Origin of the sequence: Mesorhizobium sp. KR1-2, from assembly GCF_040045035.1 — a bacterium.
GTDB lineage: Bacteria > Pseudomonadota > Alphaproteobacteria > Rhizobiales > Rhizobiaceae > Pseudaminobacter.
Genome location: NZ_JBDZDS010000004.1, coordinates 326143 through 346873 on the forward strand (window position 1 = coordinate 326143; position 20731 = coordinate 346873).

The 20731-nt window shown below is 62.5% G+C and carries 25 protein-coding genes; all 25 read right to left on the minus strand.

All coding sequences use genetic code 11. The features are described from left to right. Positions 1-70: 70 nt before the first annotated feature. A complete protein-coding gene (gene fliQ, locus ABLE85_RS11280; protein WP_348792815.1) occupies positions 71-337 on the minus strand; it encodes a flagellar biosynthesis protein FliQ in 267 nt (88 codons plus the stop codon). Continuing rightward, a complete protein-coding gene (gene flgD / locus ABLE85_RS11285; protein WP_348792816.1) occupies positions 334-741 on the minus strand; it encodes a flagellar hook assembly protein FlgD in 408 nt (135 codons plus the stop codon). Before flgD ends, fliQ begins: the two co-directional genes overlap by 4 nt. Further along, positions 741-1181, minus strand: a complete 441-nt coding sequence (gene flbT, locus ABLE85_RS11290; RefSeq protein ID WP_348792817.1) for a flagellar biosynthesis repressor FlbT — start codon at positions 1179-1181, stop codon at positions 741-743. The genes flgD and flbT overlap by 1 nt, the downstream gene beginning before the upstream one ends. Next, on the minus strand, positions 1178-1525 hold the full coding sequence (gene flaF, locus ABLE85_RS11295; RefSeq protein ID WP_348792818.1) for a flagellar biosynthesis regulator FlaF: 348 nt from the start codon (positions 1523-1525) through the stop codon (positions 1178-1180). The genes flbT and flaF overlap by 4 nt, the downstream gene beginning before the upstream one ends. A gap of 11 nt (positions 1526-1536) precedes the next feature. After that, positions 1537-2592: a flagellar hook-associated family protein gene (locus ABLE85_RS11300; protein ID WP_348792819.1), complete on the minus strand. Its 1056-nt coding sequence runs from the start codon at positions 2590-2592 to the stop codon at positions 1537-1539. 4 nt (positions 2593-2596) lie between these two features. Beyond that, complete coding sequence (gene flgK, locus ABLE85_RS11305; protein ID WP_348792820.1) at positions 2597-4054, minus strand: flagellar hook-associated protein FlgK; 1458 nt, start codon at positions 4052-4054, stop codon at positions 2597-2599. A gap of 30 nt (positions 4055-4084) precedes the next feature. Beyond that, positions 4085-5257, minus strand: coding sequence for a flagellar hook protein FlgE (locus ABLE85_RS11310; RefSeq protein WP_348792821.1), 1173 nt, complete (start codon positions 5255-5257; stop codon positions 4085-4087). A 124-nt stretch (positions 5258-5381) separates the two neighbouring features. Beyond that, the gene (locus tag ABLE85_RS11315) at positions 5382-6050 is read right to left on the minus strand and encodes a response regulator transcription factor (protein ID WP_348792822.1); all 669 of its coding nucleotides are present in this window, start codon (positions 6048-6050) and stop codon (positions 5382-5384) included. 219 nt (positions 6051-6269) lie between these two features. Continuing rightward, positions 6270-6839 (minus strand): transglycosylase SLT domain-containing protein, encoded by a 570-nt coding sequence (locus tag ABLE85_RS11320; RefSeq protein ID WP_348792823.1) that lies wholly within the window; start codon positions 6837-6839, stop codon positions 6270-6272. Next, the gene (locus tag ABLE85_RS11325) at positions 6790-8166 is read right to left on the minus strand and encodes a flagellar hook-length control protein FliK (RefSeq protein WP_348792824.1); all 1377 of its coding nucleotides are present in this window, start codon (positions 8164-8166) and stop codon (positions 6790-6792) included. The genes ABLE85_RS11320 and ABLE85_RS11325 overlap by 50 nt, the downstream gene beginning before the upstream one ends. Further along, positions 8163-9437 (minus strand): chemotaxis protein MotC, encoded by a 1275-nt coding sequence (locus ABLE85_RS11330; protein ID WP_348792825.1) that lies wholly within the window; start codon positions 9435-9437, stop codon positions 8163-8165. The genes ABLE85_RS11325 and ABLE85_RS11330 overlap by 4 nt, the downstream gene beginning before the upstream one ends. Beyond that, on the minus strand, positions 9434-10681 hold the full coding sequence (locus ABLE85_RS11335; protein ID WP_348792826.1) for a MotB family protein: 1248 nt from the start codon (positions 10679-10681) through the stop codon (positions 9434-9436). Before ABLE85_RS11335 ends, ABLE85_RS11330 begins: the two co-directional genes overlap by 4 nt. Next, positions 10678-11313, minus strand: a complete 636-nt coding sequence (locus ABLE85_RS11340; RefSeq protein ID WP_348792827.1) for a hypothetical protein — start codon at positions 11311-11313, stop codon at positions 10678-10680. The genes ABLE85_RS11335 and ABLE85_RS11340 overlap by 4 nt, the downstream gene beginning before the upstream one ends. Beyond that, positions 11313-12947: a flagellar basal-body MS-ring/collar protein FliF gene (gene fliF, locus ABLE85_RS11345; RefSeq protein WP_348792828.1), complete on the minus strand. Its 1635-nt coding sequence runs from the start codon at positions 12945-12947 to the stop codon at positions 11313-11315. Before fliF ends, ABLE85_RS11340 begins: the two co-directional genes overlap by 1 nt. 130 nt (positions 12948-13077) lie before the next feature. After that, entirely contained in the window at positions 13078-14412 is a 1335-nt protein-coding gene (locus ABLE85_RS11350) for a flagellin (RefSeq protein ID WP_348792829.1), read from the minus strand. A 168-nt stretch (positions 14413-14580) separates the two neighbouring features. Continuing rightward, entirely contained in the window at positions 14581-15312 is a 732-nt protein-coding gene (gene fliP, locus ABLE85_RS11355; protein ID WP_348792830.1) for a flagellar type III secretion system pore protein FliP, read from the minus strand. Then, positions 15309-15803 (minus strand): flagellar basal body-associated FliL family protein, encoded by a 495-nt coding sequence (locus tag ABLE85_RS11360; RefSeq protein ID WP_348792831.1) that lies wholly within the window; start codon positions 15801-15803, stop codon positions 15309-15311. The genes fliP and ABLE85_RS11360 overlap by 4 nt, the downstream gene beginning before the upstream one ends. 17 nt (positions 15804-15820) lie before the next feature. Beyond that, positions 15821-16522: a flagellar basal body L-ring protein FlgH gene (gene flgH, locus ABLE85_RS11365; protein ID WP_348792832.1), complete on the minus strand. Its 702-nt coding sequence runs from the start codon at positions 16520-16522 to the stop codon at positions 15821-15823. After that, a complete protein-coding gene (locus ABLE85_RS11370) occupies positions 16519-17088 on the minus strand; it encodes a MotE family protein (protein ID WP_348792833.1) in 570 nt (189 codons plus the stop codon). Before ABLE85_RS11370 ends, flgH begins: the two co-directional genes overlap by 4 nt. 11 nt (positions 17089-17099) lie before the next feature. Then, on the minus strand, positions 17100-18311 hold the full coding sequence (locus ABLE85_RS11375; RefSeq protein ID WP_348792834.1) for a flagellar basal body P-ring protein FlgI: 1212 nt from the start codon (positions 18309-18311) through the stop codon (positions 17100-17102). After that, positions 18308-18781, minus strand: coding sequence for a flagellar basal body P-ring formation chaperone FlgA (gene flgA, locus ABLE85_RS11380; protein ID WP_348792835.1), 474 nt, complete (start codon positions 18779-18781; stop codon positions 18308-18310). The genes ABLE85_RS11375 and flgA overlap by 4 nt, the downstream gene beginning before the upstream one ends. A 5-nt stretch (positions 18782-18786) precedes the next feature. Next, positions 18787-19575 (minus strand): flagellar basal-body rod protein FlgG, encoded by a 789-nt coding sequence (gene flgG / locus ABLE85_RS11385; RefSeq protein ID WP_348792836.1) that lies wholly within the window; start codon positions 19573-19575, stop codon positions 18787-18789. Positions 19576-19589: 14 nt separating this feature from the next. Beyond that, complete coding sequence (locus ABLE85_RS11390; protein WP_348792837.1) at positions 19590-19913, minus strand: flagellar hook-basal body complex protein FliE; 324 nt, start codon at positions 19911-19913, stop codon at positions 19590-19592. Then, on the minus strand, positions 19910-20329 hold the full coding sequence (flgC, locus tag ABLE85_RS11395) for a flagellar basal body rod protein FlgC (protein ID WP_348792838.1): 420 nt from the start codon (positions 20327-20329) through the stop codon (positions 19910-19912). The genes ABLE85_RS11390 and flgC overlap by 4 nt, the downstream gene beginning before the upstream one ends. Positions 20330-20334: 5 nt before the next feature. Beyond that, complete coding sequence (gene flgB / locus ABLE85_RS11400; RefSeq protein WP_348792839.1) at positions 20335-20715, minus strand: flagellar basal body rod protein FlgB; 381 nt, start codon at positions 20713-20715, stop codon at positions 20335-20337. Between the last annotated feature and the right edge of the window lie 16 nt (positions 20716-20731).

Genomic DNA, 20731 nt, shown 5'->3' on the forward strand with positions numbered 1-20731 from the left:
ACCGCCCGTCTTCCCAGGTTCAACGGCCAGACGGTGAAAGCCGGGCGTGGCGAGGACGAAGCACGCCGCCCTAAAAGCCGTGTTCGATGCGCTCGAAGATCACGTTGGCGAAGGCGGAGATCTGGCCGCCGATGAAGGGGCCGGTCAGGGCCACCACCAGCATGATGGCAACGATCTTTGGCACGAAGGTGAGCGTGATTTCCTGGATCTGGGTCAGCGCTTGCACCAGCGCGATGCCGACGCCGACGATCATCGCCACCGCGACCGCCGGACCGGCGGCCGTCAGAACCGTCCAGATGGCGAATTGGGCGATGTCTAGGGCGTCGGCCTCGTTCACGCTTCCGTTGCCTTGACGCTGATGCCGGGGCCGACCACGACCTGGGTGCCGTCCTGCAGCACGGCGATGATGCCGTCCGAGAACAGCCGCACCTCGGCGACCTGGCCGCTCGTCTTGCCGTCGGCCGAGGTGATGGTGCGCCCGATCAGCGCGTCGGCCTGGGACAGCGTCTGCGACTGCAGCAGCTGGTCGAGGCGGTTGTTGATCTGCACCGACTGCTCGACCTGAGAGAAGGTCGCGAGCTGGGCCACATACTGCGTCGCATCCATCGGGTTCGACGGGTCCTGGTTCTTCATCTCGGCCACGAGCAGGCGCAGGAAAGAATTGTAGTCAACGGACGTCTTCGACTTCTGTTCGGTTGCCTGGCTGGTCGGCGGCAGGGTGGAGCCGATGGTCATGCTCATCAGAAACGTTCTCCTACGGCTATGGGGCGGGGCTCCTGGACCGGCAGTGCGGCGACGAGGGCCTTTTCCTCAAGGTGATAGAGGGCGCGAAGCGCCCTGAGCGCTTCGTAGACGCGGCCTTCGCCGACCATGCGATCGATCTGTTTCAGCCCGACGCGGATCTCTTCGTTTGTGAAGCTCGTCAGGGCCAATGGCAGCGACTGCCGGAACATCTCACGTGCCTGCGCGGCTCCAGCCGGCTCCATGAGCATGACCTGGATCATGAAATAAAGCTGCCGCAGCGGCGTCGAGGCTTCCTCCGGCAGCAGCACATGGCTTTCGAGCAGGAATTGTACGTCGTTGAGCAGTTCCAGCGTGACCTTGCGGTCGACCTTGATGACAGCCCCGTTGATGTAGATCTTTTCGTTCGGCTTAAGAGATAACTTCAACGTTCGTTTCATTGAATGCCGTCGCGGATGATCTGCGAAACCTCGATCAGGCCCTCGAAATTGTCGGAGCGGCCCTGGCGCACTTCTTCGGCCTCGCGCAGCAGCCACAGGCCGATGGAGATCAGATTGGCGCGCAGTTCGCGCGGTAGGGCGTTATCGGGGCTGCCAAGATCTTCGATGAAGGTCGTCCAAAGGCGGTTGACGAAGCGTATCGCCTCGATCGCTTCCATCGAGCTGACGCCGGCAGCGCGCGCTTCCGTCAGCAGGTCGATCGAGCGGCTGAGCAGCTGCTTCTCGCGATCCTTGGCGTCGGCGACGGAGTCGGTTTGGATGTCAGCGTAGGCAAATTGATACATGGGGTTCTCGATCAGCTCAGGAATTTCAGAAGGCTAAGCTGCTGGATGCGCGCGGTGATCGCGTAGGAGGTTTCGATGTGCGACAGGTAATCGGAGACGCGCGCTGCAGCTTCGTACGGCTCGACGCCCTCGGTCGCCAGGATGTTTTTTTCGAGAAGTGTACTCTGGAGGCTCAAGCGTTCGCTCGCATCAGAGACGCGCTTTTCGGCAATGCCGGTCTGCGACCGCAGCTTGTCGACGTCGCCGATCGCCTGGCCAACCAGCGAAATGGCTCGGTCGACGAGAGATTGGCGCACGTCTCTGTTGAGGTCCATTGACAGGAATTCGCCAATCACTACCGCCGCCATGGCGAGCTTCCGCATTCCCTCATTGTTCGCGCTGACAGATGTCTCGACGGTTTCATTGAGGGCGATGCGACTGACAATGAGCTGATCTGAGGCCTTGGACCAGTTCTGCCAGCTCCCTCCCACCTCTGCTGCCGTAAATTGCGGCTCGACATATTGGCTGATGAATTTATCCATGTCGGAGACAGTGGGGAATGGGTTGGCGGGATCTACCCCCGGTTCCGTCAAATACTGCTGATAGGCAGCGTCGAAAGCGGCCCTATTGTCCGAAGCAGGGTCTTGGAAGTCGTTAATCGGCCTAACGTCGGTATTGATACCCGCAAACAGGTATTCACCGGCCACGCTTGTGTTGAGAGACAAGAGGGTGCTCAGCATGTCTTTCGCACTATCGGTGATCACGGAAGACTGAACATTGCCGGATAGGCCAGTGGTAAGCACCGAGAGAAATGACTGTGCGGCGTCAGAAATATTGCCGAGAGTTAGCTGGGTCGCTGAGAGGCGCATCGCCGCAATGGCGTTGGAGTCGACGATGCCCTTGATGCGCTCCAGTTCCCGGTTGAAGCTGACGGATTGGGAACTGCGCGCACCGAGCGCCAGACCCTTGTCGGCGTAGAACCCTGTCGACTGCTCCTTTTGCGCCTTCGCCAGAGCGACCTGGGTCTTCATCAGCGAATAGCGCATGGCCTCCGAGATGGCCGATGACGAAACGAAGCTTGCTTTCATCGCATTACCTCACAGCAGCCAGCAAGGCGGACAACATATCGTCGACTGCCTTGATGAGACGCGCAGACGCTTGATAGGAGTGTTCGAGGTCGAGCAGCATCGACATTTCCATGTCGACATTGATGCCCGTCTGGTTGGACAACGCCTCGGCGGTTCGTACGGCCAGAGCTTCCTTTGCCTCTGCGGCGCGGGAGGCTTCCTGGCGGAGGCCCTGGAACCAGCCGATGGAGTTTGCCGAAAAATCGGAAAGGCTTGCTTTGTTGCCAATGCCGGCGGCTGGATCGAAGTCCATCCGCTCGTCGAGCTTCTTGCCGTAGGCAATCAGAAGGTCGGCATAGGAGGAGCCGCGGTCCGAATTGTGCCGGTAGTCCTCGCCGTTGAAGCCGCCGTCACGTAAATATTCCGGATGATCGACGACAGCCGTATTGAGCGAAATCTGTCCGGCGAGGCCACTGACGAGGCTACTGGGAAGACCTTCGGGCATTGCTGCGCCCGGCCAGGTGAAGAGGCCGGCCAATTTAGGAAGAGTGCCAGTGGGATCGGGATCGGTTTCCGCGAAAGCGTTGATAAGCCCTCGCGCGATCTCGTCCAACTGACTCTGCATAGTGAGCGCGACACTGTCGCGCAACTGGAGCATGCTGGCAAGCTTGCCGCCTGAGCTCACATTGCCGCCGGTGCTCATCGAAACCGGCACGCCGTCGATATAGATCTTGTTTCCCGGTACTCCGGCTGCGTAAGCCGGCGAGGCCTCGAAGGTGATGCTGCGAGGCACGGTCTCGAACAAGGTGGTGCCGTCGCCGGTCATGATGACCATATCGCTGTCGGCCCGCGTGAAGGTTGAGATCGGGATATATTCCGAGATTTTCTTCAGGATCGCGTCGCGCCGGTCGAGCGCGTCGTTCACGTCGCGGTTGGAACGCGTTCCCGAGACGATCTCATTGTTTGCATCTTTGAACTGCTGCAGCAGCGTGTTCAGCTCACCGACTGCGGTGCCGATCTCTTGGTCGGTTTCGACGCGGAAAGTCTGGAGAGCGGCGGTGCCGTCATTCAGGGACCGTACGACCTGGCGCGCGGCATCCACCGCAGCGTCGGCCAGTATCCGGTTTGACGGTGAGGCTGAATAGGTCTGAAGCGCCTTCTGGAGTTGGGTCATCGCCGTCGCCGGCGATTGGGCATTGTCGACGCCGTTGACGTAGAGTTCGAGCCGATCCAAACCGGTGTAGAGCGTTGTCTGGCCGCTCCACGAGGACACGGCCGAAAGGTTCTGGCGAAACAGCTGGTCGTTGGTGGCGCGCTGGATGACCACGACGCGCGCACCAGGGGCCGAACTGGAAAGCACCGCAGTGCGCCGTGCATAGTCGCTGTTGTTCTGCTCCATGACATTGCGCGAAACGACGCTGGTCTGCACGCCTGTATTCTGAAGCGACGACTTCGCGATGTTGAGTGCAGTGGATAGTGACATGCTTATTTCCTGCTCTGACTCTCGGCCGGACTACCTCTTGAGGTTGACCAGAATGTCCATGAGTTCGGCGCCGGTTTGGAACACTTTGGAATTGGCTGTGTAGCTGCGCTGGGCGGAGATCATGTTGGTGAGTTCCTCGGCGATATCGACATTGGAACTTTCGAGCGCACCGGAGACAAGGCTGCCAAACCCTTTGTCGTTTGCTGACCCGAATATCACAGGACCTGAATCGGGGCTCTCGACATAGACATTCCCAGCGAGCGCAGTAAGCCGGTCCGGACTTGCTACGTCCGCCAGGGCGATCTTGTAGAGCGCGGCAGTGGATCCGTCCGTGTACTGTGCAAAGATCGTTCCGTCCTTGCCGATCTGGATAGAATCGATGGCGCTGTCGGTGTTACCGTTGGCTCCCAGGTCGGTGATCGAGAAACCGCTGCCGAATTGGGTAAACTTGGATAGGTCGAGGGTGAAATCTGGTACGCTCACGAGAGGATCAAGGTCTATGCTTCCGCCACTAACAAGCTTGCCTGCGACATCGAATCCGAGTGTTCCGGAGCCTAGCGTCGCACCCGACTCATCTTCGACGGATACGTCCCATTCTCCGTCGCCTGTCTTGCTGAAATGGATGTCCAGCATCTTCGGAGTGCCGTCGACGGTGTAGATGAGGATCGAGGACTTCGAAGTATATCCTACGTCAGCATTGCTCGGAAGGTTGCCGGCCAATCGGCCAAGCGTACTGGCTTGTGGTTCCCTTGGTTCTGAGGGAATAGTGATGGCCTCCAAAACGTCGGAGCCCCCAATCTTATAACCCATCAGCTGGTACCCCGCCGCGTTCACCAGTCGTCCGCTCGCGTCGAGCACGAAAGAGCCTGCGCGGGTCAGGTAATTAGTTTGATCCGTACTCATCCCCTGAGTGGCGGGAACTCGTACCACGAAGAAACCGTCGCCTTTGATGGCGAGATCAGATCCTGATGTTGTGTATTGTAACGCGCCCTGTGAGGCGATGGACGTGCGAACTACGGTATTGACGCCGCCGGAATTGTAGGCCCCTCCCGAAGTGGGAAGCAGCATCGTTGAAAATTCAACCGACGAGCGCTTGTAGCCGGTGGTGTCGGAATTGGCGATGTTATCGGCGACCGTGGACAGGCGGTTGGCCTGTGCATTCATGCCGGACACGCCGGTTCGCATCATTCCGTACAAACTCATCGAAACGTCTCCTGATTTTCCGGACCTCGGCTGAAGAGGCTACTAGCCCTGTCTTGCGCGAGGCTGGCGAGGTGATGCGAATTCGACCGTAGCGATGCAGCACGGTCGAAGCACCTGGCGACCATCAGACGACCAGCCGGTAACCGAGGAAACGCTTGGAATCGATCGGATCGAAGCCCAGCTTTTCGCGCAGCTTCTTGCGCAGCTTGCTGATGTGGCTTTCGACGACGTTCTCTTCGACCTCGTCATCGAAGATGCCATAGATGGCATTGAAGACCTGGGTCTTGGTGACGCGACGGCCACTGTTACTCGCCAGATATTCGAGGATGCGGCGTTCGCGCCGCGGAAGCGGCATGGGTTCGCCGTCGATCTCCGGATCGCGGCCATCAAGGAAGATTCGCATCGGCCCGATCTGCGTGAAGTTTTGTTCTTCCTGCGCGCGGCGGCGAATTGCAGTGATGCGCGCCAGGATCTCGCGGATATGGACCGGCTTGTGGACCACGTCATCGACGCCGGCATCGAAAAGCTTCAGTGTGTTTTCCAAAGAGTGCTGTTCGCTGAGCGCGATCACCGGCGCGCCGGTGCGGTCGCGAAGTTTGCGCGGGGACATCACGTCGCCGTTGCAATCACCGATGAGAAAGGCGCGAACGGATTTGAGATCGGCCTCGGCAGCGCTTTCGACCCACTCACCAAATTCGCTCGAACGGAAGCCGGCGGTTGCCACGCCCTCCCTGTCGAAAAGTGAATGATAGCCCTTTTTGACGAGCTCTCGCTCGTCCACGATCACTATCATCGGCCGCCCCCGAATCATCTGTAATGCCTTGACTAACAAGTGGTAAACGCTGCCGGGGAGCGTGGAAAACCGTTAATTCTTATAGCTATTTTCTTGGGAGTCGGGAATCGCATGAGTTGCATTCCCGCTTAACCTCTGTAAGCCGCTTTGAGTCTGCGGACCGCGGAAATGCGGGCCGCGGGACTCCTTTTTGAGATATATTGCGGTCTAGTGATACTACTACTGCGTGCAGAACGAACGCGCGTTGCCTGTCCACTTGCCAAAGCCCGTGGCCACCATATTGGCGATGACCCGACAAACATAGCGTTTCTGCGCCGGGTCATTGTCGGGCCCGGCATGATATCGCGCGACTGCCATGGACCAGGTGTCGTGGCGCGCATGCAACTGCGCCAGGAATCTTGCCGCGTAGTCGACGTTGCGGTGCGGATCGAGCATCTCCCCTACGCTGCGGAAATTCTGGCCGTGGTAGTGATGGTTGATCTGCATGCAGCCCAGATCGATCAGCTTGGCGCCGCTTCGGCGAGCGGCGTTGAAGGTCGCCACGGCCTCAGCCGGTGATTTTGGGAAAATGGCCTTTCCTTCCACATTGAGCGCATTCGGCTGGAGGCTGCCTTTGCGGCCCGTCTCGGTCAGCCCGACGGCATAGAGTATCCCCACCGGCACGCCGTAGCGGTCGGCGGCACGCAGGATCTCGGGCTCACAGGGATTGTCGGCGGCGGGGGCGGCCGCCGTTCCCCCGCTAAATATACAGGCCGTCGCCAGCAGGATTCGCAGAAGCCGGTGCGGCATCATCGGAACCAAAGGAGCCAGTGTTGGAATTGCCAGACGGCTGTTGTCTGCCGTCGCCGTTTCCTCCTGAATGGGCCGAATTGGAGGCCTGCTGGTCGCCGGGGGCGGAGCCGGCGGACGCGTTGTTGCCGTCCGTCCGGCCCTGCGCGGAGGACGAAGACTGTGGCTGCTGGATGGTGACGTGGTCGATGTCGAGCCCCATTGCCCGCAGCGATTTTACGATGTCGGCGCTGTCGGCGCTCAGGCGGCGATAAGCCTCGCCATTCTCGACGCGTAGCTCGACGGTGATGTGCTCGCCTGAAAGGCGCAGGTTTGCCGTCACCATGCCGAGCTCCGCAGGGTGCAGTTGGATTTTCATGGTGTGCGCCGAGGACAGGCCGGGCTGCGCCGCGAGCGGCTGAAACGCAGGCGTGGCGGCGGCTCGCCAACTCGGCTCGGCGGAGAGGACATTGGCTAGCGCCGTCGTGGTCGAGACGCTGGGCTGCGCAACGGGGGCTGGAATGTTTTGCTGGGCGACTACGGTCACCCGCTCGTTTCTGGCTTCGGGGCGACGCGCAATGCCCTCGGATGGCGAGCCGTCGCCGTTTGCGTTGGCTGCGAGGGTCTGCAGGAATTCCCGGCCCACCGACAACAGGGTTGGGTCGCCTGGCATCTGCGCCGGCTGCCCCGGGTTCGCAATGGATGTCAGAGACAAGGTGAGCGTCGCTGAGCTAGGCAGCCTTGCGGCGCGTGCATCGGATTGCGGGGTGGTTGCCGCCTCGGACTGCTTGACACCAGCCGTGAGACTGCCGGAAAGCACGCCGGTCCTGCTCTGCGGCATTGCCGGCTGCGTCTGCCCCGCGACGTTGCGCACCGCGGGATCGGTAGCGATGAGGGAGGCCGGGTCGGCGTCGATCTTGACGTCTGGTGTCTGCTGCGCGGCCGGGGCGTTTCGCGTGCCGTTGCGAAGGTGTTCGCCTTCAGCCGGTCCTTGATCATCGCGTTGCGCGCTTGCTTCAAGCTCCCGCGCGAGCATCATTGCCGAGATTGGCGTTGCCGGTGGCTTAGCTGGTGCTTCGATGGCGGTGGGATCGGATTTCGCCTTTTCGCCTCCACCGCGTGCGCCACTCTTCGGACCGAAGCCCGTCTGGCGCGGCAGGTGGTCGGCTTCTTGTTCCGCAGCCGATGAGGCGTTGCGGTGGTAATGACCGCCAGATTTGCCGGTCTTGGTCAAGCCGAGGGCCGCCTTGAAATCCGCACCGTCGTCATGGGCGCTTGCAGCGTTCTTGTCGGTCTTTGTCGTGCCGGCAGTAGAGGTGGCCGCAGCTTGCTTTACGCCTGGGGTCATTGAACACCTCTGAGCAATTCGTCGATGTGATTGAGTTTTTTCCGTGTGTCGGCGACTACCTCAGCTGCCGGGTCAGGAGCAGGGGCGGTTTCTGCCTGCGGTATTGGTTCATTCGGCAGTGCCGCTTCGGCGTTGCGCGCCTGGGAAGTGCCGTCTTCGATTACCTGTGGCTGGTCGGCTTCGTTCGGCTCGAGCTGTGCCTCGGTAGACGAGACCCGTTCGGGCGTTAGGGCCGGAGGATTGGCAGTGAGATTGCTGGAGACAGCGGCGACGGCGTCAAACAATTCGCGGTCGTCTCGCGAGAGCTTGCTGCGGTCGATCTTTTCAAGCTTGGCGCCGATCTCATCGGACGTACCCGAAGAGACGGACGCGAGGCTGGAGTAGAGCAGCGCGCGCGGATCCTCGTTCTGTCCGCTTCCTTCGGCCTTGGCGGAGGCGAAGGCGGAAAGCTCGTTGAGGCCATCGATACCGGCACGCCGCGCGATCCGGAGATAGATCACGCGCGCCTGCTCCGCGTCCATCATGCCGGTGATGCCGCCGATCGAGTCGGTGCTGAGAGAATCATGAAGGGTGACGACGCCCGCCACAAAGGCATCTGCGAACTGGCTGGCATAGGGCGACCGCAGATAGCTCGCCGCATACTGGGTCGATGCAAGCACGAAACGGTCGGCGTCTCCGAGTGTGGCGGCAAGCGCGATGGAACGGCGCAGAGAACCTTCCTCGACGAGCGCTCCGGGTGCGAGCGCGCGTGCCTGATCGAACAGCTTGAGCGCGCCCTGCGGATCATCGGTGGCCGACACAGAGCCCTTCACCAGGGCGACAAACGAGCCAAGGTCCGCCGGAAGCGACATCGGATCGATTGGGGCAAGGGCCGTGCGTGCTTCGTCGGTCTGGCCGTTGAGATAGTTCAGGATGCCCGCGCCGATTTCCCCATTGCCGCCGTCCAGATCGAGCCGCGACAGCACATGGCTGACAGTGGCGGGGTTGCCGCCGGTCATGGCGTAGACGAGCAGGGCCCGCAGATTGCGGGGATCCTCGAAGTCGTCTGCCCGGCTGGTTCGCAGCCTGGCGTCGATGATCTCCAAGAGCTTGCGCTGCATCGGCATGATTGCATGGTCGCCTGTGGCGATGCGGTCCTGCACGACCTCCAGTGAGCGGACGATCTGGTAGGGCTGCAATTGGCTCACGGTTTCGGCGCGTGCGACAGCGGTGCTGTACGTTGCCAGCAGCGCCATGCCGAGCACTCCGCCGAGCCGTGCAGCCGAGATCATTGATCGTTCTCCAAGAGGATCTCGATGCGACGGTTGACATCCGAAAGCGGCGCGGACGGGTCTTTGGGCTTGCGATCGGCAAAGCCCGCGACTTCCTTGACGCGCGCCTCATCGAGCCCGCTGCGCACCAGCATGTAGTACGCGGAGTGAGCGCGTGCGGTGGAGAGGCGCCAGTTGTCGTAGGTCGCGCTCTTGAAGGGGCGCGCGTCGGTGTGACCGCCGATGGAGATCTTGCCGGGCTGAGCGCTCAGTACCTTGCCGATCTTCTCCATCGCCAGCACAAGCTCACGGCGAGGCACGGCAGAACCGATCTCGAACATGCCGAAGTCGAGCTGGTCGGTCACGGAGATGGTGATCCCGTTGGCGGTTGCCGTCACCGAGATGCCGTCGCGGAGCTTGTCGCCGGGCGGGAATGCAGCGCTGAGCTCCTTTTCCAGTTTCTGTGCCTCTTGCTTGGTGGCCGCCGTAGGCTGATCGCTCTTGGGGGCAGAAAGGGCATTGCCGGCCTGCTGCTCGGCCTCGCCGGCCTCGATCCTGGCGGCGTCCTGGGCCTTGGCCAGTTCCTGAAGCGGTGCGACGTCCGTCGGCGCCTTCAGTTCGCTGCCGTCCGATGTCGTTTCCGTCTTTGTCCGTTCGGCACTCGCCTCGGCGAGTGGTGTCGCGACCTGCTGCGACCAGAAATCCGGCGCGAAAGGATCACGATAGGATTCGCCGCCGGACGCTCCAGTTGCTGGGCCGGCCTCCTGTACGCCGCCGTCGCCTTTGTCGCTCACGTTCTGACGCACGCCGGAGTTGGCGGCGATTTCGGCGAGAACCGCATATGGATCCGCGAAAAGATTTTCGTCGGAATGCTGCACAGCGTCGAGAGAGGCTGCTGAGTTCTGCTCCAACGAAGGACCCGACTTGTCGGGTCCTTTGACACCGCCATCGCCATCGGCCGGCTGCGGGGACTCCACCGTAAGGCCGGACGCGTTTTTCCCGTCGCCGAGCTCCTCGACACCCTTGTTGCCGGAAGTCCTGTCGATAAGCTTGACCGGGTTGAAATAGTTCGCGACCGCAGCCTTGGTGTGCTCGTCGGCGACGCTGATCAGCCACATGACCAGAAAGAAGCACATCATCGCCGTCATGAAATCGGCGAAGGCGATCTTCCACACGCCGCCGTGGTGCGCGTCCTCGCTGTCACCATAGCTGCGGCGGACGATGATGATCTGGTGCTTGACGTCGTTGATATCGACCGTGTTCACGCGAGGATCTCCGATATGGCGGCGGACCATTCCGAAATGCGGGTTTCGAAGATGTCCTCGTCTATTGCGACGGTGAGGTCGAAGCCGGTAGCCTCGACATGGTCGAGATTTGCGGCATGTTCGGGCGCCGCGGCGCAGAGCGCCTCAAACAGTGCCGGGGGTCCGCTCACGCGTATCCGGACGGCCTCTGCGTCAGCCACCGCGGCGCGGATCGCACGAGCCAAGCTCTCCAGAGACTGCTTCTGCACTTCCGCGCTCAGGAAACCGCTGACGATGCGGGCGGTTGCCGTCGTTGCCAACTCGCTGATCCGGGCCTCCATCTCGGCCAGGCGTGCGGAAATAGTCGCGCCAGCCTCTTCGCCCAAGCGTTTGGTCAACGCATCGACTTCGGCGGCATGGCGCTCGCGCTCGGCCTCGAGCGCGGCGGCATGTTCGTTCGCCAATCGCTCTGCCAGGGCCGCTTCAGCGCGCTCGACCTCGGCCGCGATGAGCTCCGACGGATCCGGTGGGGGCGTAGACTCGGCAAATTCCGTGACCATCTCGCCAAGGGCTCCGGCGGGCGCGGCTTTGCCCGAACGCGGCGGCCGTCTGCCGAAGTCCTCCAGGAGTTCGAAGAGGGCTGCTGCAGACATCAGCCTGCGACTTCCTGATGCGCCCACTTACGCAGGATGAGTGCTGTCCGCTCCTCGTTAAGGTCGACCATGCGGGCAAGGCGTTCCTGCGGCGCGGGCTTGAGCTTGCGGCGCAGCTCATCGAGCGGGCTGTTGCGCGGGGGCAGCGGCAGCGCGCCGGTGTCGTCGTCGGCTCCCGCCAGTCCGGGGATCGGCAGCGAGCGCTGCATCTCGTCGAAATTCGGGAGGGGCAATTCTTCCGTGGGGCTCATGCGGGCCACCATTGGCCGCAAGCCGAAGAAGGAGACCAGGAAGACCACCACGATGAAGGCCGCGGCCTTGATGATGGTGCCGAGGTGCTGGCTAAGCGCATCGAGCAGGCCTGGTTCCGGGATCTGGACGCCGTCGAGGCCATCGATGAACTCCACGGATGAGACATTGATGATGTCGCCGCGCGCCTCGTCGAACCCGGTGGCCGAGGTCACGACCTTCTGGATCTCGGCGACGCGCTGGCTGATCAAGTCAGGCGTGGCGTCCTTGCCGAGGATTTCGGCGAGCCGCTGCTGGTTGACGACCACGGCGATGGACATCTTGGTCACAGAATAGCCGTTGCTGACGGTGGCGATGCGCTTGGAGTTGATCTCGTAGTTGGTCGTCTCTTCCTTGCGTTCGCTCTGCTCGGAGGACTGCGGTCCCTCGGTCGGCGCAAGATTGGCTTCGGGCAGGTTCTGCTCGACCGTGGCCGGGGCGGCGGCGTCGCGCCGGTTGGCGTTCTCGTTGGAGCGCACCACCTGCACCGAGCGTTCGACGCGCGACTCGGGGTCGAAAATCGTCTCCTCGGTCTGGCGCGAATCGGTGTTGACGTCGGCCTTGACGCTGGCGCGGAAATTGTCCGGACCCAGATAGGGCGTCAGCGCGCGACGGATGTTTTCCTCGATCTGCATCTCGACGGTGCGCTCCACGCCAAGCGAGCGGCTGGCGCTGGAATTGATCGGGTCGTCACCGGCGGCCAGCAGGGTGCCGGCCGAGTCGAGCACGGTGACCTTCTCGGCGCTGAGGCCGGGGACGGCGGCGGCGACGAGGTGGCGGATCGACACGGCGCTCCTGACCGCGTCTATGGTGGCGGATGCGCGGATGACCACGGAAGCTGACGGCGGTTGCTCCTCGCGGCGGAAATTGGCGCGCTCGGGCAGCACGATGTGCACGCGCGCGGCGCGGATGCCGTTGATCGACTGAATGGTGCGGGCGATCTCGCCTTCCAGCGCCCGCACGCGGGTGATCTGCTGCATGAAGGAGGTCAGGCCCAGCGAGCCGACATTGTCGAACAGTTCGTAGCCGGCATTGGAGGAGGTGGGCAGTCCCTTCTCGGCCAGCAGCATGCGCGCATCCGCGGTCTGGCCCAGGGGCACCAGCACAGAAGTTCCGTCCGAGCCGACATCGAAGGAGATGCCGGCTTCGCCGAGCACCATGCCGATCTGGTTCACGTCGGAGCGGTCGAGGCCGACATAGAGCGTCTCGTACGTCGGACGGTTGAGATAGAAGGCACCGACGCCGATGACGGCCAGAACCAGCGCGGCGACCGCGGCCATGATGCCCAGCCTGCGCGGGCCGAAATCCTGCAGATTCGAGATGAGTGTCTGAAGTTGCTGCGGCACGGTTCGACGGCTCCTGCATGGCTGTTCGCCGGGACAGTAGAGGTCGAAGCTTGTGCGAAAATGAAAGCGGGCCGCGCTTCAGGTGAAGCGCGGCCCGTTCTGGTCCGTCAGGTCGTGACGGAAACCGGTCTTAGCGGAACAGCGACAGGATCGACTGCGGGCTCTGGTTGGCGATCGACAGGGCCTGGATGCCGAGCTGCTGCTGGACCTGGAGGGCCTGCAGGCGGGTCGACTCTTCGTTCATGTCGGCGTCGACCAGAACGCCGATGCCGCGATCAACTGCGTTCATCAGGTCCTTGACGAAGGTCTGCTGCGTGTCAATGCGCGACTTGAGGGCGCCGAGATCGGAAGCAGCGGTCGTCACTGCGCTGAGCATCTTGTCGACGCCCTGCAGGAACTCCTTCATGTCGAGAGATTCGGCTTTGGTGATGTCGAAGCCGGTAGCTTCGAAGAAATTGCCATTCGAGCTGGTGCGGATATTGCTGACGGCGAGGTTGTAGGTGTTCTCATCGTCCGTGGCTTCGTCGAACGTGACAGCGTCGCCCTTCTTGTCGATGAGGGCCAGCTTAATGCCGGTGGTGCCGGTTTCGGCCTGCAACTTGCCGTCGATGCCGGCGTTCTTGAAGGCCTGGTTGACGGCCTCAACCAGGTCGGCCTCATCGGTGATCTTACCGTCTTCGAGGCCGGCGGCATCGAGCACCGCGCGATCGATCGTCACGCGTACGGTCTCTTTGTTGATCGTGACGTCGAACTTGATAGCGGCGTTGTCCTTAAGGGTGATCGTACCCGTCGCTGCGTCGGTGAAGTCGTGACCGCCAAATACGTCGTCCAGTTCGATGGCATCACCGTCATTGAGGGCGGAGCCGTCAAAATCTGTCCCCGCGTCCAAATCATCGGTGTTCTTCACCACGCCGCCCTGCTGCAGCAGGCCGTATTCGTCGGTGGCCGCATTGAAAAGCGCGGACTTGGCGGTATCGACGTCAATGGTGCCGAGAGAGATCGAGCCATCAGCGGCGCGGATGAAGGAGGCGACGATCTTCTGCTCGCTGGCCTTGTCGACCGACAGCCAGTTGCCACCGGAGAAGGTGGCCGACTTGGCGAAGGTCTGCAGGTCGTTCTGCAGCTGCTTGAGGTCTTCCTGGATCTTGTTCTTGTCGACATTGGGCTGCGAGGCGGCGACCAGCTTGGCCTTCATCGTGTCGAGGGTGTTCTTGACCGAGTCCATGGCCGTATAGGCGACGTCGACCTGCGCGGCGCCAAGGCCGAGCGCGTCCTTGACGGTGGACATGGACTTGTTGTCGGAGCGCATGGTGGTGGCGATCGACCAGTAGGCGGCGTTGTCGGAAGCCTGGGCGACGCGCAGGCCGGTGGCGATGCGGCCCTGGGTGGTGGAGAGATTCTTGTTGGTCTGCGACAGAGTCTGCAGAGCGGTCATCGCCGAAGCGTTGGTAAGAATGCTGGACATAGGTCCTGTTCCTTTATGGTATTGAATTTTGTCTAAGGAACATGCCGGACGTCTACCGGCCAGGATGGAGCGGCATCATGCCTGTGGCCTCTGTTGAAACCACCCTCCCTGTATGACTGTCTTTATGGCCGGGCAGTTCCTACCAAATTCCTAATGCCCGACAGTGAATTAGCTGAAAGATCGCACCAGGCTGCCTACGAGCAGGTTCCACCCGTCGATGAGCACGAAGAACAGGATCTTGAAGGGCAGCGACACCACCGTGGGCGGCAGCATCATCATGCCCATGGCCATGGTGATGGTGGCGACGATCAGGTCGATGACCAAAAATGGCAGCACGATCAGGAAGCCGATCTCGAAACCGCGGCGGATCTCGGAAATCATGAAGGCCGGCACCAGCACGCGCAGGTCGACGTTGTCGCGCGAGATCGTCTGGCCTTGCTCGCGGGCGAGGTCGGCGAAAAGGTCGAAATCCTTGTCGCGGACATGCTTGGACATGAACTGCCGGAACGGATCGGAGATGCGCTCCAGCGCCTGCTGCTGGCTGATCTCGTTGTTCATCAAGGGTTTCACGCCGGTGTTCCAGGCCTGATCGAAGGTTGGCGCCATGACGTAGAAGGTCATGAACAGCGACAGGCTGATCAGGATCAGGTTGGCCGGCGTCGACTGCAGGCCCATGCCGGAGCGCAGGATCGAGAAGGCGATGACGAAGCGGGTGAAGCTCGTCACCATGATGAGCAGGCCCGGCGCGACTGACAGCACGGTCAGCAGGCCGAACATCTGGATGATGTAGCCGACGGTGGCGCCGTCGGCCTTGCTGATGGCGCCGAGGTCGATCTGCTGCGCGCTCGCGGCCGAGACGGTCGCGATCAGGGCAATGGCGGTAATGAGGAGTTTTTTCATTCGAAGAGCAGCGTCCGGATAAGCACATGCTTGACGTGGCCGTCGCTCCGGATCCGGGCCCGTTCCTCGAGATCGGTCTTCAGGTTGCGGAAGCCACTGGCGCCTTCGATCTGGTAGATCCTGACGGTGCGCAGGAAGGCGAGCAGGTCCTGGTGGATGTCGTCGGCGAGCGACGGTGACGGGGGCTGATCGACCACGATGGACGCTTCGAGGCGGACCCACATGTCGCCGGGCACGCCGAGATTGGTGGTGATGGGCGCAAGCTCGACCACGATGCCGCGGGTGTCGGCTTCGCCAGTCGCCGCGTTCTTACCATCATGCCCTTCGGCGGCGGCCGCCTCGGCCTTCGCGGCTGCGTCGCGGCTGTGCAGATATTGACCCGAAACCCAGCCGAGCCCGATCGCCGCGGCGGTCATGGCAAGCAGGACCGCCCCCTGGACGATCAGTGACGGCCCCTTGGGCTGCGGCGCGATTTGCTCGATCAGCGACATGGAATGTCTTTCCTCGCCTAGAATGGAAGGACGTTGTCGAGGATCTGCTGGCCGTAAGGCGGCTGCTGGACCTCGGTCAGGCGTCCGCGCCCGCCGTAGGAGATGCGGGCCTCGGCGATACGCTCATAGGAGATCGTATTGTTGGGGCCGATGTCCTGTGGGCGTACGATGCCGGCGATGTTGAGGATGCGCAGCTCGGCGTTGACGCGCACTTCCTGCGAGCCGCGTATCACCAGGTTGCCGTTGGGCAGCACGTCGCTGACGACCGCGGCGACGAGTAGCTGAATGCTTTCCGAGCGCTCGGTCCTACCGGAGCCCTTGGTCGAGGTGTTGGACCCGACATTGGCATCGATAGAGCCGCTCTGCTTGGTGCCGTTCCAGCCAGTATTCAAGCCCAGGCCGAGCGTGCGGCCGACCTTCCGGTCACGATCGGACTCGTTCTTGAAACGGGCGCGGTCGTTGATCTCGATCTGGACCGTCATGATGTCGCCAGGAGCCAGTGCACGCGCATCGGTGAACAACCGGCTCTGGCGATCGTCCCACAGCGAAAAGCGCTTGACCGGCGTGGCCGGTCCCTGGGGGTATTCGTAAACGGATTGCGACCCAGCCAAGCCCGAGCCGACGGGGGACATCACCGGCTCCCGGCCGATCTCCTCGGCGGGGGTCGTGCAGCCGGAAACCGCCAGGACGGCCAGCGCGAATAGGGAAAAGCGGATCATGACGGGTCTTCCTTGCGGGCGGCGCTCGCCATGATACGGGTGAGCTCGGCCGCCGCCTTGCGGTCCATCTCGTTAAGGATGACGCCCGCCTTGCGGGAATCGAGCTTCATGAGGATGCCTGCGGCGACTTCTTCGTTTACGGCAGCCAGCCTTTCGGCGGCGGCATCGGGTTTCATCGTGGCGTAGATCTTGGCGACGTTGTCCTGCACCTTGGCCAGGAAGTCGTCGCGCCGCTTCAGCCATGCCTCGTATTCGGCGCGCTTCTCTTCCAGGAGCTTCATGCGCTCCTCGATGTCCTTGCGAAGCGTCTCGAGTTCCTGTGTCTGCAGGGCATAGCGGCGGTCGCGCGCGGCGTCGCTGATATTTGAGCAGAAGCGCTCGACCTCGGTTGGCTCGCTTGAGGCCTCGGGTAGGGCGCCTGCGGGCTCGGCGGCGGCCGGCTCCGGCTCCACCGAGGCGGTTTCTGCGGCGGCAGGTGCAGCGGCCATCAGCAAGGCCGTCAGCACGCCGGCGACGAGCTGGCGGCATCTGCGCGACGGGGTGAAGTTCGGGGCAAGTGCGCTCATCGACATTGCACCTATTGCAGCACGAGGTCAGCCTGAAGGGCGCCGGCGGATTTGATGCCCTGAAGAATCGCGATGATGCCTGCCGGCTTCACGCCGAGCCGGTTGAGGCCGGCGACCAGGGTTTCCAGGTTCGGTCCGTCGAGGATCGCGACCCTGGCGTCCGGTTGCCCGATGTCAATGTTGGTGTTGGGCTCTACCGCGGTCACGCCACGGGAGAAGGGTTCGGGTTGAACGATCCTCGGCGCTTCCGTGATGCGAACCGTCAGCGTGCCATGGGCGATGGCGACCCGCGAAATCCGCACGTCCTGGCCGATCACGATGGTGCCGGTGCGCTCGTCCACGACGACGCGGGCCGGCGCATCGGTCTCGACGACCAGATTTTCCAGCTCCGCGTAGAAGCGGGCGGTGGAAATGCCCGGCGGACGGCGGACGACAACGGTGAGGGCATCCTGCTCGGCGGCCACGCGCGTGCCGAAACGGACGCGGGAATATTCGTTGATCACGTCGGTGATGCGAACGGCGGTCGAGTAGTCGGCGTTGAGGAGTTGGAGCGTCAGCACGGCCTGCTCGCCGAGCGCGGCCTGTACCTGGCGCTCGACAATGGCGCCGTTGGGCACCCGGCCGGCGGTCGGGACGCCTTGCGTGACCCTCTCGGCCTGTCCCTGCGCATCGAAACCCGAAACAAAGACGGGCCCCTGGGCCACCGCATAGATCTCGCCGTCGGCGGCTTTCAGCGGCGTCATGATCAGAGTGCCGCCTTGCAGCGAGGTGGCATCGCCCATCGAGGAGACGCTCACGTCGATGCGGGCGCCGGACTGGACGAAGGGCGGCATGTTGGCGGTGACGATGACGGCGGCCACGTTCTTGGCGCGTGTGCGTCCGCCTTCACTTGCTATGCCGAGATTTTCCAGCATGGCGCGGATCGACTGCTCGGTGAACGGGGCGTTGCGCAGGCTGTCGCCAGATCCCTGCAGGCCGATGACGAGACCGTAGCCGACAAGCTGGTTGTCGCGCGAGCTTTGCAGGCGCGCAATGTCCTTGATGCGAGAGATGGGACCGCCGGCGCCGGGAATGCGGCTGTCCAGATAGCGGTTGTCAAGCGCGGCCACCTGGCCGGCCGCCGCTCCCTTCAGCGTGCCGGGGAGCTGGCCTTCGGGACCGTCGGCAAGAGCCGGCTGGAGGCCGACGACGAATGCCAGGGCGAGGGCGAGAATGCGCATCATAGATTGCCGACCCGGATTGAGCCGTCCGCCATAATGGTGCCAGCCACGACCTTGCCGCTGTCGATATTGCGGGCCTTGACGAGATCGCCGACAGAGCCGGGCTCCAGGGTGACGGCGGCAGCGGTGATGGTTAGCGGGCCGGAAACGAAGACGATCTGCACCTCGGCTCCACGGTCGACCAGCCAGGCGTCGCGCACCGAACTTAACGCGATATATCGGCCGGGCAGCAGCGTCCGACGGGCGACCTTGCCCTCCACGTCCGACATCGCCATGGCCACCGCGGCTGGCGGCAGCTTGCCTTCCCGCAGGACGACCTCTTTCAGCGCCTCGGCGTTGATGGTCTCGCCCGGATAGATGACGCGGTTGGGGATCGTCACGATCTCCTGGGCGGAAGCCGTGCCCGCGCCCGCAAACAGCGCCAAGCCGGCGGCGGCCGCGAGGGCGAGGCTGTGAGAGGCGCGCAGCACCATTCTTGTTACCTGATGTTCTTGGAGACGACCGCAGCCATTTCGTCCGCGGCCTGGATGACCTTGGAATTCATCTCGTAGGCACGCTGGGCCGAGATCAGTTCGGTGATTTCCTTGACGGGGTCGACATTGGAGCTTTCGAGATAGCCCTGTTCGACGGTGCCGAAGCCCGGATCGCCCGGCACTCCGACAGCGGCGGGGCCGGAAGCGACGGTTTCCTGGAAGAGGTTGTCGCCCAGGGGCGCCAGGCCGGCTTCGTTCGCGAAGTTGGCGAGGGTGAGCTGTCCGAGTTCCTGCAGGTCCATCTGGCCGTCGATGCGGGCAAAGACCTGTCCGCTTTTGTTGACGATGACCTCGACCGCATCGGTCGGCACGGTAATTGCCGGCTGGACAGGGAAGCCGTCAACGGTGACGAGCTGGCCGGTGCCGTTGGTGTTGAAGGCGCCCGCGCGGGTATAGAGGGTCTGACCGTCGGCGCCTTCGATCTCAAACCAGCCCTTGCCAGTGATCGCCATGTCGAGTGAGTTGCCGGTGTTGGTCAGCGAGCCCTGGATGTGGACGTTGCGGACCGCCGCCGTCTTGACGCCGAGACCGATCGAGACGCCCTCGGGCACCACATTGGCATTGGCGCGGTTCGGCACGCCCTGCGCGCGGTCGACCTGATAGAGCAGGTCGGTGAACTCGGCGCGGGCGCGCTTGTAACCCGTGGTGTTGATGTTGGCGATGTTGTTGGCAATGACCTCGAGATTGGTCTGCTGTGCATTCATGCCGGTGGCGGCGATGGCGAGTGCTTTCATGCTTGCGGTTCCCTTCAGATCGCCATGCGGCTGACTTCGAGATAGGCGGTGACAATCTTGTCGCGGATGGCGACCGCCGCCTGCAGCGCCTGCTCGGCGTTCATCACCGCATCGGCCACCTGCCGGGTATCGGCGTCGCCCTGCAGTGCCTTGACCGAAACCTGCTCTGCGGTCTGCAGCGTGTTGATGGTGCGGTCGGCTGCTTCGGTGAGCATGGCCGCGAAGGACTGGCCGATATCAACGCCGGCTGTCGGCTGGGCGGACGAAGCGATACCGGCGACGCTGCCCGCTTCCTTCGACGTAAACTGCGAATTGATGGCGCCGATGCCGGTGATCATGATTGGCCTCTCATAAGATCGATGGTCATGGAGATGAGGTCCCGTGCCTGCTTGACCACCTGAAGGTTGGCTTCATAGGAGCGGTTGGCCTCGGTCATGTCGGCCATTTCCACCAGCACGTTGACGTTCGGCATCTTGACGTAACCGCTCGCGTCGGCGGCCTCGTGGCCAGGAAGGTACTCGAGCGGAAATGCCGAGCGGTCACGGTCGATCGATGTAACATTCACCGTGGACGCGCCGACGGAGCGGTCCAGTTCAGCGGAAAAGACGATCGTCTTGCGCTGATACGGACTCGAGCCGGGTGTAGCGCCCGTCGACTGAGCGTTGGCGAGGTTTTCGGAAACGATGCGCAGTCGTTCGGATTGTGCGGTAAGGCCCGAGGCCGCGACCTTGAGGGTGGCCGAAAGTGCGTCCATGTCGGTCAGCCCTTCACGCTCTGCATCATCATGCGGTGGAACGCCTTGACGATTGCGGTGTTGAGTTCGAAGGAGCGGCGGACTTCGCTAGCCTTCATCAGCTCATTCTCGAGCACGACGGTGTTTTCGGAGGGCAGCACCGAGTTCTTGCCGTTCTCGTTGCGAACCGTGAAAGCGGCGTTGTTGATGCCGGTTGCGAAGTGCCCCTCTTGCGTGGCGCTGAGGCCTACGCGCTTCTTGTCGAGGACCTTTTCGAAGGGTTCGATCTCGGCTGTGCCGTAGCCGGGGGTGTTCACATTGGCGATATTGCCGGCAATGGCCGACTGCCGAACGGACAGCCATTCCGATTGCTGCGAGGCAAGATTGAACAAATTGACTGGCTGCATAGAGGTCTCCCGGCAG

Excerpts from the sequence above, each read along its gene's own strand:
- flgD (WP_348792816.1), bottom strand. The coding sequence starts at position 741 with ATGAGCATGACCATCGGCTCCACCCTGCCGCCGACCAGCCAGGCAACC.
- flbT (WP_348792817.1), bottom strand. The coding sequence starts at position 1,181 with ATGAAACGAACGTTGAAGTTATCTCTTAAGCCGAACGAAAAGATCTAC.
- flaF (WP_348792818.1), bottom strand. The coding sequence starts at position 1,525 with ATGTATCAATTTGCCTACGCTGACATCCAAACCGACTCCGTCGCCGAC.
- ABLE85_RS11300 (WP_348792819.1), bottom strand. The coding sequence starts at position 2,592 with ATGAAAGCAAGCTTCGTTTCGTCATCGGCCATCTCGGAGGCCATGCGC.
- flgK (WP_348792820.1), bottom strand. The coding sequence starts at position 4,054 with ATGTCACTATCCACTGCACTCAACATCGCGAAGTCGTCGCTTCAGAAT.
- ABLE85_RS11310 (WP_348792821.1), bottom strand. The coding sequence starts at position 5,257 with ATGAGTTTGTACGGAATGATGCGAACCGGCGTGTCCGGCATGAATGCA.
- ABLE85_RS11315 (WP_348792822.1), bottom strand. The coding sequence starts at position 6,050 with ATGATAGTGATCGTGGACGAGCGAGAGCTCGTCAAAAAGGGCTATCAT.
- ABLE85_RS11320 (WP_348792823.1), bottom strand. The coding sequence starts at position 6,839 with ATGCCGCACCGGCTTCTGCGAATCCTGCTGGCGACGGCCTGTATATTT.
- ABLE85_RS11325 (WP_348792824.1), bottom strand. The coding sequence starts at position 8,166 with ATGACCCCAGGCGTAAAGCAAGCTGCGGCCACCTCTACTGCCGGCACG.
- ABLE85_RS11330 (WP_348792825.1), bottom strand. The coding sequence starts at position 9,437 with ATGATCTCGGCTGCACGGCTCGGCGGAGTGCTCGGCATGGCGCTGCTG.
- ABLE85_RS11340 (WP_348792827.1), bottom strand. The coding sequence starts at position 11,313 with ATGTCTGCAGCAGCCCTCTTCGAACTCCTGGAGGACTTCGGCAGACGG.
- ABLE85_RS11350 (WP_348792829.1), bottom strand. The coding sequence starts at position 14,412 with ATGTCCAGCATTCTTACCAACGCTTCGGCGATGACCGCTCTGCAGACT.
- fliP (WP_348792830.1), bottom strand. The coding sequence starts at position 15,312 with ATGAAAAAACTCCTCATTACCGCCATTGCCCTGATCGCGACCGTCTCG.
- ABLE85_RS11360 (WP_348792831.1), bottom strand. The coding sequence starts at position 15,803 with ATGTCGCTGATCGAGCAAATCGCGCCGCAGCCCAAGGGGCCGTCACTG.
- flgH (WP_348792832.1), bottom strand. The coding sequence starts at position 16,522 with ATGATCCGCTTTTCCCTATTCGCGCTGGCCGTCCTGGCGGTTTCCGGC.
- ABLE85_RS11370 (WP_348792833.1), bottom strand. The coding sequence starts at position 17,088 with ATGAGCGCACTTGCCCCGAACTTCACCCCGTCGCGCAGATGCCGCCAG.
- ABLE85_RS11375 (WP_348792834.1), bottom strand. The coding sequence starts at position 18,311 with ATGATGCGCATTCTCGCCCTCGCCCTGGCATTCGTCGTCGGCCTCCAG.
- flgA (WP_348792835.1), bottom strand. The coding sequence starts at position 18,781 with ATGGTGCTGCGCGCCTCTCACAGCCTCGCCCTCGCGGCCGCCGCCGGC.
- flgG (WP_348792836.1), bottom strand. The coding sequence starts at position 19,575 with ATGAAAGCACTCGCCATCGCCGCCACCGGCATGAATGCACAGCAGACC.
- ABLE85_RS11390 (WP_348792837.1), bottom strand. The coding sequence starts at position 19,913 with ATGATCACCGGCATCGGCGCCATCAATTCGCAGTTTACGTCGAAGGAA.
- flgC (WP_348792838.1), bottom strand. The coding sequence starts at position 20,329 with ATGGACGCACTTTCGGCCACCCTCAAGGTCGCGGCCTCGGGCCTTACC.
- flgB (WP_348792839.1), bottom strand. The coding sequence starts at position 20,715 with ATGCAGCCAGTCAATTTGTTCAATCTTGCCTCGCAGCAATCGGAATGG.